The organism is Aeromonas sp. 600479 (assembly GCF_049175515.1).
GTDB lineage: Bacteria > Pseudomonadota > Gammaproteobacteria > Enterobacterales > Aeromonadaceae > Aeromonas > Aeromonas veronii_A.
The window spans coordinates 264,662-277,301 of the sequence record NZ_JAAKVF010000001.1 but is presented as its reverse complement, the minus strand read 5'-3'; the positions used below and the strand labels follow the sequence as shown (position 1 = coordinate 277,301).

Here is a 12,640-nt window from a genome sequence, read left to right as displayed (position 1 = left end):
TTGTTTTCTAACGTTATCAGCGGCGTTTAACCGGTTCAGGCACTGGCCAGCCAGTTGAGCCAGGCATCCATCCCTTCGCCTGTGGTGGCGCTTACCTGGATCACCTGGATATAGGGGTTGACCCGTTTGGCGTTCTCGATGCAGCGTGCCACGTCAAAGCTGACGTAGGGCAGCAGATCGATCTTGTTGATTACCATTAGCTGGGCGGCGGCAAACATATCCGGGTATTTCAGCGGCTTCTCTTCCCCCTCGGTGACGGAGAGGATCGCCACCTTGTACTTCTCGCCGAGATCGAAGCTGGCGGGGCAGACCAGATTGCCCACGTTCTCGATAAAGAGGATGCCCCCTTCATTGGCGGGCAGCTGGTGGCAGGCGTCGTGGACCATTTTGGCATCCAGATGGCAGCCCTTGCCGGTGTTGATCTGCACGGCAGGGACACCGGTGGCACGGATGCGATCCGCATCGGCGCTGGTCTGCTGATCCCCTTCTATCACCGCGCAGGGGCGCTTGTCTGCCAGCTGGCGCAGGGTTTCGCACAGCAAAGTGGTTTTGCCTGAACCCGGGCTAGACACCAGGTTGAGCACCAGCTGGGCCGCCTCGTCGAAGTGTTCGCGGTTGTGGGCCGCCAGCGCGTTGTTCTTGGCCAGCACATCCATCTCGATAGCGATCAGCTGGCGCTGTCCCATGCCGGGCACCGACAATCCCGCTTCCCCTTTGCCATAGTGCAGGTCACCCTGCTGATGGTCATGGTCATGGTCATGGTCATGGTCATGGTCATGGCTGTGATCATGGGGATGCGTGTGGGAATGGCCGTGGTCATGAGAGTGGGCATGTTCATGATGATGGTCGTGGGGGTGATCATGGTGGTGCTCATGCGGGTGATCATGTCCCTCATGGCTTATGGGAGCCCGCACCCCGTGGTAGTGGTGATGGACATCCCCCTGATGGTGATAGTGGTGGTGAATGATCAGGGTGCGCGGCGCGCTCTGCTCGTGATCATGATGGTGATGGGCGTCATGAGCATGATGATGGTCGTGTTCATGACCATGTTCATGGTGATGTTCATGTTCGTGATGATGCTCATGATCGTGCTCATGATCGTGCTCATGGCCGGCGAGCCGCGCCTGGCCGCATCCGCATACGCTACACATATCAACTTACCTCGATGTCGGTGATGCGCAGGCTATCACCCTGCGCGACTCGTAATTTGTATCCGCCACACTCGGGACAGGCCTGCCCGCGCTCGGTGAGGGTGACCGTCTGGTTGCAGTCGTAACACCAGGCCTCTGCCGCCTGGTGCTGAAAGTGAAGCTGGGCCCCTTCGACGGCAGTGCCCTTGGCGGCCGCCTCGAAACAGAAGGCAATGGTGTCCGGGTCGACGCAGGAGAAGCTGCCAACCTCGAGCCAGAGGGCGGTCACCTTGGTAAACCCCCGCTGGGTGGCCTGCTCGGCCGCCAGATCGATGGCAGCCATGGCCAGAGACATTTCGTGCATGGTGACTCCTTAACCGATATGGGGAGGAGCAGTGACTCCTCCCTGTGATTGACGGAACGGCATGGCCGCTCAACAGATCCGCGGCAGCAGCTCCCCTTGTGGCAGCTCCAGATAACGGCGGCTGCCCCAGGGATTGTTGAGGATCACCTTGTGGCGCTCGCTCGCCTGCACCACGCCGATCTGGCTGGCAGCAGTGTTGAATTGCCGCAAGATGCCCAGCGCGTCCTGCGCCTGTTCGGCAGGCAGGGCCAGCACCATGGTCCCCTCGTTGGCGAGATCATGGGGCTCGAAGCCGTAGAGCTCGCACAGGCCGCGTACCGGATCGCACACCGGAATGGTGGACTCCTCCAGCTCGATGGCAACGCCGGAGGCGGTGCTCCACTCGTTGAGCACGGCGGCGAGGCCACCGCGGGTGGCATCGCGCAGGGCGTGAGGGGTAATGCCAGCCTGCAGCAGCGCTTCGACCTGCGGCCAGAGGGTGGTGCAGTCGCTCTTGAGATCGGATCCCAGTTGCAGGGCGTCACGGGCCATCAGGATGCAGGCGCCGTGGCTGCCGATATCCCGCGACACCAGAATGGCGTCACCGGCCTTGAGGTTGCGTACCGAGATGCCCCTGCTCTGCTCAGGCAGAGGGAAGGTGCCGACCCCGCTGGTGTTGATAAAGATCTTGTCGGCGGCTCCCTTGGGCACCACCTTGGTGTCGCCGCAGACAATGCGGGCGCCGCTCTTGGCAAGCTCTGCTGCCATCGACTCGACGATGTGGGCGAGATCGGCGTAGGGAAAGCCCTCCTCGATGATAAAGCTTGCGCTCAGATACTCGGGTTTGGCCCCCATCATGGCGAGATCGTTGACCGTACCGGCGATGGCCAGTTTGCCGATATCGCCCCCCTCGAAGAACAGTGGCGAGACGGTAAAGCTGTCGGTGGTGAAGGCGACGGGGCCGTTCACCGGCAGCAGGGCGGCATCTTCACCGCGCAACAGGATCTCGTTACCAAAGTGGCGAAAGAAGAGCTGGTTGATCAGCTGGTTCATCTCCACGCCGCCGCCGCCGTGGCTAAGTTGTATTTCTCTCATTGTTCCTGGATCCCCATATATCGGTAGTAGGCATTGCAGGCCCCTTCGGAGCTGACCATGCAGCTGCCCATGGGCTGGGTCGGGGTGCAGCCCCGGCCAAAGACTTTGCACTGGTTCGGTTTGGCCAGGCCGCGCAGGATATCGGCGCACTGGCACGCCTTGTGGTCATCGATGGGAGTCTGATTGAGCGCGAAGTGACGCTCCGCATCGCGCTTGGCAAAGGCATCGCGCAGGCGCAGGGCGGAGGCGTTGATATCCCCCAGACCCCGCCAGCGAAAGTGCTCGCGGGTCTCAAAATATTGGTCGACCAGCCGCTGGGCGGCGCGGTTGCCGCTGGCGGTGACGGCGCGGCTGTACTGCACCTCCAGGGCGTAGCGACCCTCCACCTTCTGGCGCACCATCATCAAGAGCGCCTCCATCACATCCACCGGCTCGAAGCCGCTCACCACTACCGGCACCTGATAGCGATCGACAATGGGCAGGTAGATATCGGCGCCGGTGATGACGCTGACGTGGGAGGGGCCGATAAAGGCGTTCACCTTGGCAACTCCATCGGCCATCACCGCATGAATGGCGGGCGGCACCAGCACATGGTTGATATGAAACAGCAGATTCTCGACCCCTTGCTCTTCAGCGGCAGCCAGCAAGGCGGCGGTCATCGGGGTGGAGGTCTCGAAACCGATGGCGAAGAAGACCACGGTTTTCTCAGGGTTCTCATGGGCGATGCGCAGGGCATCGAGGGGGTCATAGACCGGGCGGATATCGCTCCCCTTGGCCCGCTGCTGGGCCAGCGTGCCTTTGGAGCCCGGCACCCGGATCATATCTCCCAAGGTGACCAGAATGACGCTGGGCTGGCTCGCCAGCTCGATGGCCTGATCGATGCGCTCTTTGGGCATGATGCAGACCGGGCAGCCGGGGCCGTGAACGAACTCGATGCTGGCGGGCAGCAGCTGGTGCAGGCCGTACTTCATGATGGTGTGGGTATGGCCGCCACACACCTCCATCACCCGCAGCGGTTCGGGGAGTAATTTGGCCAGTTCGGTGATCTGGGCGGCGAGGGCGCGGATCACCTCGGGTTGGCGAAAGCCCTGAAACAGGTCATTCAAGGTCAGCATGGCAAGATATCCTGTTCGGGCATCAGGGCCACCATCTGGCGGAAGCTTTCGAGGCTGGCCTGCGCCTCCTCTTCGTCAATCTTGCTCATCACAAAGCCGATATGGAGCAGCACATAGTCGCCAATGTTGAGAGGCTCTTCGAGCAGCATGCAGCTGACGCGCCGTTGCACCCCCAGGGTATCGACGGTGACGCAGTTATCTTCGGGGTGCAGTTGCACCACCTGAGAGGGGATGGATAGACACATGAATTTCAGGACTCCGACAAGGTGGCACAACCGGCTGTGGCAGGCTGGTGCGTGGCAAGATGGTGGATGGCAAACCAGAGCTGACCGGCGGCGATGCCACCGTCATTGAGTGGCAGGGTTTCAGAGGTTAATACCTGCCGACCGGCCGCTTCGAGAGCGGGCACCAGCTGGTCCATCAGCTCCCGGTTTTGAAAAACGCCGCCCCCGAGCACCACCGGATAGCCGGGGAAACGCTTGGCCAGGGCAACCACCAGATTGCTGATGGCGCGGATAAAACCGGCGGCCAGGCTGGCGGTGGAGATGCCTTTTCTCTGCTCGCTGATAAGGGTATTGATGAGCTCTGCCCACTCGATCTGCAGCGGCCCTTCCTCTGATTGGCTGAGATCAAAGGCAAGGGGGAAGGGCTGTTCATCGGGGGCCAGCTGCAAGGCTGCCGCCTCCAGCAATAGCCCCGCTTCGCCCTCGTAATCCGGGGTATCGATCACTCCCAAGAGCGCTGCCACCGCATCGAACAGCCGACCGATGGAGCTGGTGTAGGGGGCGTTTCGACCCAGCTGCCAGAGCTGGTGCAGGTTGCTGATCCGCTTAAGGGGCAACTTGTTGATCAGCGGAATATCGAGGGCGCTGATCTGCTCAGGGCTATGCGATTCAAGCAGCAGCCCCAGCAGCTGACGTACCGGCTCGCGGATGGCCGCCTCGCCGCCGATCAGCTTGAAGGGGGCAAGGTGGGCAACGCGCTCGAAGCCCTTCACATCGGCCAGCAGCAGCTCGCCGCCCCAGAGGGTGCCGTCATCGCCAAGGCCGGTGCCATCGAAGGCAACCCCCAGCACCGGGCCCGTGATGTTGTGCTCGGCCATCACCCCCAGCAGGTGGGCGTGATGGTGCTGCACCTCGAGATGGGTTGCGCCCTGATCCTGGCAATAGCGTTTGGCCCACTGATGGCTGAGATAGCCCGAGTGGCGATCCGACACCAGCACTTCGGGGTTGAGATCGTAGAGTTCGCGAAAGGTCGCCAGGGTCTGCTCGAAGTGCTCCTGCATTGGCAGGCTGTGCAGATCGCCGATATAGGGGCTGTAGATGCGCTGGCGGCCGAAGGCGAGCGCCAGCTGGTTCTTCTGCTGCGCCCCGACTGCCAAGAGCGGCACCTTGACCGCCTGTTTCAGGCTGGGGGTGCAGGGGGCATAGCCCCGGGCGAGGCGCAACGTCTGGCGTCGCCCGCCTGCCCACTGCACCAGACTGTCGTCGCACGGGTGCAGGATGGGGCGATTGTGATCCAGGATGCCGTCAATCTCGCTGCCGAGTTCCCTGACCACCGCCTCGCACTCGATAAGGATCGGGCTGCCGCGACCATTGGCGCTGGTGGCCACCAGCGGGATGGCGCAGGCATCCAGCAGCAGCTGATGGAGCGGGGTATAGGGGAGCATGATCCCAAGGTAGGGGATGCCGGGGGCGATCCCCTCGGCCAGCGGCGCGGCTGACGGTCCAGATTCTGAGTGCCGATCATCATTTTTGCGCTTGCGCAGCAAGGTGATGGGTCTGGCCTGAGAGGCGAGCAGCTTCCACTCGTCTTCGCTGCCGGTGACATGCAGTTTGGCCTCGGCAAGGGATCCCATCATCACCGCCAGTGGCTTGCGCACGCGCCGCTTGAGCGTTCGCAATCTGGCGACACTCTGTTCACTACGTGCATCGCATATCAGGTGATACCCCCCCATCCCCTTGACCGCGATAAGCGCCCCCGCTTGAAGTGCGCTTGCTGCTGCTTGCAGGGCATCCTCGCGCTCGGCCAGCACATCGCCGAGGCCGCTGCGCCAGGTCAGATGCGGCCCGCACTCGGGGCAGCTCACCGGCTGGGCGTGGTAGCGTCTGTCCAACGGGTTTTCATAGGCCGCTGCGCAGCGCGGGCACATGGCAAAGCCCGCCATGGCGGTATGGGGGCGGTCGTAGGGGAGGCGGCGGATGATGGTGTAGCGCGGGCCGCAGTGGGTGCAGTTGGTAAAGGGGTAGTGATGGTGGCGATCTGCGGGATTGGCCACGTCCGTGGCGCACGCCTCGCACATCCCCTGATCCGGCGAGATGGCGACCGTGGCCGCGCTCTGCTGCTGGCTCGCTTTAATTCGAAACTGGCCATGAAATTGGCCATCGAAATCGGGATCATGAGCGAGGGGCAGTTCCCGCTCGCTGAAATGATCGATGCGGCTAAGTGGCGGCGCCAGTTCCCGCAGCTCGCGGGCAAAGCTGGCGAGCTGCTCGGGCGATCCTTCGGCGCCAATAGTGACGCCGTTGGCATCGTTCAACACATAACCGGCAAGGCCGTGGCGCAGCGCCAGCCCATAGACGAAGGGGCGAAAGCCGACCCCCTGCACTATGCCGTCGATATGAAATTCGCGGCGCAGCCGGTTGGCCACAGGATTGGAAGAGCCAGAGGGGGCGATGGTGGCGCTCATGCCAGCTCCATCTCATCTTGAGTCTGCGGCAAACGCAGCACCCGGCGCTCGTTCTCCTCGCGGCGTACCCAGCCATCCATCTCCATGCGCAGGCAGAACGGAATGGCGTATTTGCGCGACAAACCGGTGATCTCCTTGAGGGATGCCATGTCGATCAGATCTCCCACCTGCTGGCCCGCCAGCACGGCGGCGACCATCTGGTTGTAAAGCTCGGCGTCGTAGTAGATGGGGCCATCGAGCTGCACCAGATACTTGAGTCGTGCCAGATTGCGCAGCTGCTTTTGCAACGCGCCTTTTTGCAGCAAGCCCTGCTGCAGGGCCGCGGGCAGCTTGCGGGTGATAAAGGGATCCAGCTCCACGCCGCCGGGGCCCAGTTTACCGGGCTCGTAACCCTCCTTGCCTTGATCTCGCACCACCTTGAGCACCAGCTGTGCCTCTTCCCCCAGATCATCTTCCGACTCGCCGCTGCCCGGTTGCCACTTGTCATGGTGCAGGCGAATGTGTTGCTCGCTCTTGAGCTGCTGGAGCAGGGCCTGAGTGACTGGCTGGGCGATACCAAAGCGGGTCGCGAGCTCCACAGCGCTGAGCGGTTCGCTGGCCAGCGTGGCGAGCAGTTGATCGCGGCTTTGGGCCAGCCAGTGGTTGTCCAGCAGCCACTCACCGAGGGGGGTGACCTGCTCTGGCCGCTGGTCAAAGCGGCTGGCCAGCACATAGCCATTGAGCCCCAGTTGCAGGGTGGCCGGGTTGTAGCGCTCCAAGTCATCAGGCAGCTCGCCCAGCAGGGTGTGCAGCGCCTTGCGCCTGGCAGGGTGGATGTCGCCGCACCAGGCGATGCGGGCGCCGTGCAGCAGTTCGCTGCTGCCGTGGCGAATGATGGCGAGCGGCTGGCCGAAGAAGCAGGGGATGGGGCTGGCAAAGATCAGTCGTGCCAGCCGGGTATCCTTGATGGGTACGAAACGGGCACGGCCATGCCAGCTGCCGAGGGCTACTTCCACTTCCTGCGTGCGTAGCGCCTTGCCGCTCAGGCTCTCGGCGTTGAGCCGCACGATAAGGTGGGTTGCCGCCTCGCACTGACCGGCGGTGCTGGTAAGGCAGTGGCCGCGGGCCACCTCCTTGTGAGGCACTTTTTTCAGGCCTACCGCCACCCGGCAGACGGCGCCGATCTCGTCGACGCTCTGGTGATAGGCCTGCAGGGAGCGCACCTGCACCTCCCGATCGGCGGGGTAGAGGCGCAGCTTGTCCCCCACCTTGAGGCTGCCCTGCTGCAAGGTGCCGGTAAGCACTGTGCCGGTGCCGTTGGCGGTAAAGACCCGGTCTACATAGAGGCGCGGGGCGGCCTGCTCGCGGGGGACATGATGCTCGGCCATATCCCCCAACTGGCGCACGATGGCGGTGTGCAGGGCCGCCATATTAAAGCCGGTTTTGGCGCTGACGCTGACGATATCGGGCACCATGCCGCTCTCGTCCATCACCCGCTCCAGCAGGCTCTCTTCCAACAGCAAAAGCTCGTCGGAGCTAACCAGATCGCACTTGTTGATGCAGACCAGGAGGCGCGGCACCCCCATCGCCTTGAGCAGGCGCAGGTGATCGCCGGTCATCGGCATCCACCCCTCGTCGGCGGCAATCACCAGCAGCACCAGATCCAGACTCCAGAGCCCCGCCACCATGTTGCGGATATAGCGCTCGTGGCCGGGTACGTCGATGACGCCTATGGTGTTGCCCTGACCGTCGTCGAAGTGGGCAAAGCCGAGATCCTGGGTCATGCCGATGGCCTGCTCATGGGCGCGGGAGGTGGTGATGCCGGTGAGGGCCTTGATCAGCAGGGTCTTGCCGTGATCCACGTGGCCGGCAAGGCCGATAACGGCGCGATAGGGGGTCATGGGGTCAGGACTCCTCAGTTGCATTGAGCGAGGCAGGTAGCAGAAGCTCGTGTAGCTGGGCGATCAGCAGTTCCATCTCGGTCGGCAGCAGGGTCGCCATATTGAGCAGCACCTTCTGCTGGCGCACGGTGGCGATGACCGGCACCGGCAGTTCGCGCAAATCATCGAGCAGCTGCTGGGCCGGTCGCGGGTCGGTGCACTCCAGCGCAGGGGCCGGGTAGAACTCGTCCGGCAATGTACCGCCGCCCACCACCAACTGGGTGGGGACCGGCACAAAGCAGCCGGGCAGGGCGGCCATCAGTCGGGAGGCTCTCGCCTGCATGGCGGCCGGGTTGCTCAAGGTGCGCTGGGCAATGCCCTCGCCGACGGGAGATTTGTTGAGCTTGTGAATGAGCAGGCGTTCGAGCAGGGAGTAGACGATGCGGCTCGGGCGGAAGGTGCGCATCATGGGGTGCTTTTCCAGCCGCTTGATAAGGTCGCTGCGGCCGCTGATGATGCCCGATTGCGGGCCACCCAGCAGCTTGTCGCCGGAGTAGCAGACCAGATCCGCCCCCGCCTTGATGTACTGGCGCACCGAGGTTTCATCCGGCGCAAACTCTTCGGTGGTCAAGCCGGAGCCCTGATCCACCGCCAGCACCACGTGTTCGGGCAGGGCGCGGGCCACCTCGCCGATATCGGGGGATTCGGTAAAGCCGCGAATGGCGAAATTGGATCTGTGCACCATCAGCACCAGCGCGGTCTGATCGGTGATGGCATCGAGGTAATCTTTGGCGGTAGTGATATTGGTGGTGCCCACCTCCACCAGTTTGGCGCCGGAGAGCGCCAGGATGTCGGGAATGCGAAAGCCGCCGCCAATCTGGATCTGCTCGCCGCGCGAGACGATCACCTCGCGCCCCTTGGCCACCTCCTGCAGCAGCAAAAAGAGCGAAGCGGCGTTGTTGTTGACCACCAGCGAATCCTCGGCCTGGGTGAGGCAACGGAGCAGGGGGGCGATCAGCCCCTTGCGCCCGCCGCGCTTGCCGGTGGCGAGATCCAGCTCCAGATTGTTGTAGCCGGTGTTTAGATCCCGCACCTCGTCCCACAGATCGGCACTTAACGGCGAACGCCCCAAATTGGTATGCACCAGGGTGCCGGTGGCGTTGATCACCCGGGTTTGACGCTGGCGCAACTGCTGTTGGCAGCGTTTGGCAATCAGCGCCTCGATCTGCTCGGGGGCGACGCCGTGCTGGCGAAAATCTTCGCTCTGGCGCAGCTCGCTCAGGGTGTCGCGCACCGCCTGAGTCACCAGCGGGCGGCTCAGCGCTTCGATAAACCCGGCGAGAAAGGGTTGCTGCAGCAGCTGTTCCACTTGCGGCAAACGGCGTGTTGGTTGCTGGCCGGGCTGTTGCTGTGAATCTGGCAGTGAATCGTCGGCAGCCGTACCTGATGCGGGCTGGCGATGGGGGATGGCTGGCGCGTGAGACGAGTTCGGCATGGGATTACCAGTGCAGTGCGTGGGTTCGGGATGCGCACCGGTTTGCCGATAGAGAGGCCGAGCTGACGGGTTATGGCACTGCTGGCGATTTGCGGATGACTGCAAACTGGGTGCATCAATGAGCGGGTATAAATTAATGCTGCATCAATGCTGATAAATTAATTTTTGGCCAGCGAGATAACCTGAGTTCGGATTATATTGGCAAGCGGCAAGCACCTTTTACTAAGATATTCTTTCAAACATATTGAACAAACAATGGAAATAACATCCAAGCCAAAAAATTCAGCGGGAGAGTATTTGTTCAATAGATAAATTTGGCGGAAGAGGCAGGAATCGAACCTGCCAAAGCCTTCTCGGCTCACATCGGTTTTGAAGACCGAGGAGGCCACCAGACCCCATCAACTTCCGTAACGGTCGCCATTTTGTGGCAAATTTCTGTGACTGGCAACGCTTTTTTTGTCATAAAAAAGCGAGAGTTAGCGATTTTTTGAAAAAATCAAAGAACCTTGTTTTATATCAAGTTCAGCACAATTAGCCCGATGTTTTTAATTTAACATCGGGCCTCGATCACATTGCCGGAACCGTTGGTCAATAACGGTCGTTAACAACTCGATAAATAATCACCGCTTGGCGTTGGCAATATTCCACTGCTCCAGTTTCTCTATTAACAAGTCGGTATCCTTGGCGGCATCAAGGTGCTGATAAAGATAATCCATCGCCTCGCTCACCATCTCGGTCATCGGGAAAGAGAACGCCACGATGGCCGGTTGTACCCCGACAAAGATCACCTCTGGGACAAAGGTCTTGAGCTCGTCGATCAGGAAATTGAGCGGCATATTGTGGGTCGAGAAGATAAACATCTCGGCGATGGTCTCGGGGGGGATCACCTGCAGGGTTCCCGCCTTCTCGCCGATCTCGGCGGCATCCACCAGCACCACTCGCTCCGGTTGCAGCTCCCGCACCTTGTAGACCACATTTTCCGGCGCGATGCCGCCGTCGATATGGATCCAGCCGGGCAGGGGGGCGGCTTGCAGCTTGTCGGCGAGATAGGGGCCGGCACCGTCGTCCCCCATCATGGCATTGCCCACGGTCAACACGAGATTGCAGCCCATCAGCGGCTCCTTACCATCAGGTACATATGGGGGTCGTTAAAGAGGGCGGTGAGCTGATCCATAAAGGTATTGGTCCAGCCCAGCTCCTGCTCATCGAGCAGATTGTCGGCTTTGCGCAGTCGGTCGAAGGCGCAGGCCAGCATATGGCAGTGCTCGCGATAGATGGTGATCTCGCCAAAGGTGAGAAATCCCTCCATCTTGCGGCGCGCTTCACTTCCCTCTGGCAGCTTGGCTACCCAGTCGCGATAACCGATCAGCGAGCAGACCAGGTCTGCTCGCAGGCAATCGACGATGCCGAGGTGGTGGCCGATGGCGAGGCTGTAGTACATCACCTCCCTGGCCTCTTCCGGAACGTCGAACTGCTCGTCGACGAACTTGCGCGAGAGGCGATAGAAGAAAACCTCGTCAGCCATGCACCGCCTCTCCCTTGCCAGCCGCCCGGTTGAGGCAGGCGTTTGCGAGGTTGTTGACGATCTCCGCCAGGCGGGGATCATCGTGCTGATCGAGGTAGCTCTGGATGCGCAGATCCACATCCTGCTGGGTCGCCCCTTCGAGCAGGGCCATGAACTCGTCGGCGATGATCCGTCCCTGACGATAACCGGCCATGCGGCGCGCTTCGCGTTCGATCATCACCCGGATTTCGTTGGGGATGCCGGTGTGGCGCAGTTCGACCCGTTCACCCGGTTGCACCTCGTGGCTGGTGGCTTTGAGTTTCTGCTCAAGCAGGCCGAGCGCCACCGCAAAGCCGTAGATGGTGGCCGCCGGTGTCGGAGGGCAGCCCGGGATATAGACATCCACCGGTACGATCTTGTCGGTGCCGCCCCAGACGCAGTAGAGGTCGTGGAAGATGCCGCCGTCACAGCCGCAGGCGCCGTAGGCGATGCAGATCTTGGGATCGGGCGCCGCCTCGTAGGCGCGCAGGGCCGGTACCCGCATCGCCCGGGTCACCGCGCCGGTAAAGAGCAGGATGTCGGCGTGGCGGGGGGAGGCGACCACCTTGATGCCGAAACGCTCGGCATCAAACAGCGGGGTGATGGTGGCGAAGATCTCGATCTCGCAGGCGTTGCAGCCGCCGCAATCGACCCGGTAGACATAGGCCGAGCGGCGAATGTCCTTGAGCAGGGTCTTCTTGAGTTTGGTGATCTCGGGATCCTGTGCCAGCGGCACGGCGCGGGTATGGGCATGGCCGACAACCGGTTCTATGCCGTTGATCTTGCTCATCACATCCATTCCTTTTGTGCGGCCATCGGTGTGGCTATCGGTGTGATCAGGGCCGAGTCAGGCTGGCTCAGCATGCTCTGTTTTCGTTTGCAGTCGGGGCAGTGGTGCAGTCGCTCTGGCGGCGCCAGCGGCTTGGCATCGCGAGCCAGCGGCGTGCCAGCTTGCTTGAGGGTGTCCTCCACCAGTGCCACCAGCTTGCTCGGGGCAAAGTAGGTGCCGCACAGGGTGCAGGGGGCCAGCGCGAAGCGGGCCTCCTCATAGAGGTCGGCCTTGTTGGTCACCGCCAGCTCGAACTCGGGGGAGAGGGCGATGGCGCGGGTCGGGCAGACCTCCTCGCAGCGGCCGCAGAAGATGCAGCGCGCCATGGAGATCTCCCAGCGCCGTTCGCCGGTCTCCATGTCCACTTCCATCACCAGCGCATTGGCCGGGCAGGCCTTGGTGCAGGCGGCGCAGGCGATGCACTGATCCGCCTGATATTTCGGTTTGCCGCGAAAATCCCGGTTCACCTCGTAAGGGGCGAAGGGGTACTTGGCGGTCGGGGTGCCAGCCTTGAGGATGGTCTTGAACAGCTTGATCATGAT

Annotated in this window: 13 protein-coding genes and 1 tRNA gene; 1 reads left to right on the top strand and 13 read right to left on the bottom strand. The window is 62.0% G+C overall.

The features are described from left to right. Positions 1-35: 35 nt before the first annotated feature. The gene (hypB, locus tag G5149_RS01225) at positions 36-902 is read right to left on the bottom strand and encodes a hydrogenase nickel incorporation protein HypB (protein ID WP_416245814.1); all 867 of its coding nucleotides are present in this window, start codon (positions 900-902) and stop codon (positions 36-38) included. Here hypB and G5149_RS01220 point away from each other — a divergent pair. Further along, positions 789-1,175, top strand: coding sequence for a hypothetical protein (locus G5149_RS01220; protein WP_421211220.1), 387 nt, complete (start codon positions 789-791; stop codon positions 1,173-1,175). The two genes, hypB and G5149_RS01220, sit on opposite strands and share 114 nt — an antisense overlap. Here the strand turns inward: G5149_RS01220 and hypA are convergent. The 12 genes from hypA to G5149_RS01160 form a co-directional block, all read right to left on the bottom strand. Continuing rightward, a complete protein-coding gene (gene hypA, locus G5149_RS01215; RefSeq protein ID WP_024944968.1) occupies positions 1,153-1,494 on the bottom strand; it encodes a hydrogenase maturation nickel metallochaperone HypA in 342 nt (113 codons plus the stop codon). The genes G5149_RS01220 and hypA overlap by 23 nt on opposite strands. Before the next feature lie 69 nt (positions 1,495-1,563). Further along, positions 1,564-2,568, bottom strand: coding sequence for a hydrogenase expression/formation protein HypE (gene hypE / locus G5149_RS01210; protein ID WP_421211218.1), 1,005 nt, complete (start codon positions 2,566-2,568; stop codon positions 1,564-1,566). Next, the gene (gene hypD / locus G5149_RS01205; protein WP_421211216.1) at positions 2,565-3,683 is read right to left on the bottom strand and encodes a hydrogenase formation protein HypD; all 1,119 of its coding nucleotides are present in this window, start codon (positions 3,681-3,683) and stop codon (positions 2,565-2,567) included. The genes hypE and hypD overlap by 4 nt, the downstream gene beginning before the upstream one ends. Beyond that, on the bottom strand, positions 3,677-3,928 hold the full coding sequence (locus G5149_RS01200; protein ID WP_021230224.1) for a HypC/HybG/HupF family hydrogenase formation chaperone: 252 nt from the start codon (positions 3,926-3,928) through the stop codon (positions 3,677-3,679). The genes hypD and G5149_RS01200 overlap by 7 nt, the downstream gene beginning before the upstream one ends. Before the next feature lie 5 nt (positions 3,929-3,933). After that, positions 3,934-6,372, bottom strand: coding sequence for a carbamoyltransferase HypF (gene hypF / locus G5149_RS01195; RefSeq protein ID WP_421211214.1), 2,439 nt, complete (start codon positions 6,370-6,372; stop codon positions 3,934-3,936). Beyond that, complete coding sequence (gene selB / locus G5149_RS01190; protein ID WP_421211212.1) at positions 6,369-8,252, bottom strand: selenocysteine-specific translation elongation factor; 1,884 nt, start codon at positions 8,250-8,252, stop codon at positions 6,369-6,371. Before selB ends, hypF begins: the two co-directional genes overlap by 4 nt. 4 nt (positions 8,253-8,256) lie before the next feature. Next, the gene (gene selA / locus G5149_RS01185; protein ID WP_421211210.1) at positions 8,257-9,726 is read right to left on the bottom strand and encodes an L-seryl-tRNA(Sec) selenium transferase; all 1,470 of its coding nucleotides are present in this window, start codon (positions 9,724-9,726) and stop codon (positions 8,257-8,259) included. Between the two features lie 315 nt (positions 9,727-10,041). Next, positions 10,042-10,133: transfer RNA gene (locus tag G5149_RS01180), tRNA-Sec, on the bottom strand. A 213-nt stretch (positions 10,134-10,346) separates the two neighbouring features. Next, the gene (hycI, locus tag G5149_RS01175) at positions 10,347-10,838 is read right to left on the bottom strand and encodes a hydrogenase maturation peptidase HycI (RefSeq protein ID WP_338711568.1); all 492 of its coding nucleotides are present in this window, start codon (positions 10,836-10,838) and stop codon (positions 10,347-10,349) included. Continuing rightward, positions 10,838-11,251, bottom strand: coding sequence for a formate hydrogenlyase maturation HycH family protein (locus G5149_RS01170; protein ID WP_071910396.1), 414 nt, complete (start codon positions 11,249-11,251; stop codon positions 10,838-10,840). The genes hycI and G5149_RS01170 overlap by 1 nt, the downstream gene beginning before the upstream one ends. Further along, positions 11,244-12,059, bottom strand: a complete 816-nt coding sequence (locus tag G5149_RS01165; RefSeq protein ID WP_421211207.1) for an NADH-quinone oxidoreductase subunit B family protein — start codon at positions 12,057-12,059, stop codon at positions 11,244-11,246. The genes G5149_RS01170 and G5149_RS01165 overlap by 8 nt, the downstream gene beginning before the upstream one ends. Beyond that, a complete protein-coding gene (locus tag G5149_RS01160; RefSeq protein WP_005333322.1) occupies positions 12,059-12,637 on the bottom strand; it encodes a formate hydrogenlyase complex iron-sulfur subunit in 579 nt (192 codons plus the stop codon). The genes G5149_RS01165 and G5149_RS01160 overlap by 1 nt, the downstream gene beginning before the upstream one ends. Positions 12,638-12,640: the final 3 nt, after the last annotated feature.

What these genes read in the sequence shown, in the direction of transcription:
- selB (WP_421211212.1), bottom strand. Translation starts at nt 8,252, where the DNA reads ATGACCCCCTATCGCGCCGTTATCGGCCTTGCCGGCCACGTGGATCAC.
- G5149_RS01200 (WP_021230224.1), bottom strand. Translation starts at nt 3,928, where the DNA reads ATGTGTCTATCCATCCCCTCTCAGGTGGTGCAACTGCACCCCGAAGAT.
- hypD (WP_421211216.1), bottom strand. Translation starts at nt 3,683, where the DNA reads ATGCTGACCTTGAATGACCTGTTTCAGGGCTTTCGCCAACCCGAGGTG.
- hypE (WP_421211218.1), bottom strand. Translation starts at nt 2,568, where the DNA reads ATGAGAGAAATACAACTTAGCCACGGCGGCGGCGGCGTGGAGATGAAC.
- hycI (WP_338711568.1), bottom strand. Translation starts at nt 10,838, where the DNA reads ATGGGCTGCAATCTCGTGTTGACCGTGGGCAATGCCATGATGGGGGAC.
- G5149_RS01160 (WP_005333322.1), bottom strand. Translation starts at nt 12,637, where the DNA reads ATGATCAAGCTGTTCAAGACCATCCTCAAGGCTGGCACCCCGACCGCC.
- G5149_RS01165 (WP_421211207.1), bottom strand. Translation starts at nt 12,059, where the DNA reads ATGAGCAAGATCAACGGCATAGAACCGGTTGTCGGCCATGCCCATACC.
- hypF (WP_421211214.1), bottom strand. Translation starts at nt 6,372, where the DNA reads ATGAGCGCCACCATCGCCCCCTCTGGCTCTTCCAATCCTGTGGCCAAC.
- hypA (WP_024944968.1), bottom strand. Translation starts at nt 1,494, where the DNA reads ATGCACGAAATGTCTCTGGCCATGGCTGCCATCGATCTGGCGGCCGAG.
- G5149_RS01220 (WP_421211220.1), top strand. Translation starts at nt 789, where the DNA reads ATGGGGATGCGTGTGGGAATGGCCGTGGTCATGAGAGTGGGCATGTTC.
- G5149_RS01170 (WP_071910396.1), bottom strand. Translation starts at nt 11,251, where the DNA reads ATGGCTGACGAGGTTTTCTTCTATCGCCTCTCGCGCAAGTTCGTCGAC.
- selA (WP_421211210.1), bottom strand. Translation starts at nt 9,726, where the DNA reads ATGCCGAACTCGTCTCACGCGCCAGCCATCCCCCATCGCCAGCCCGCA.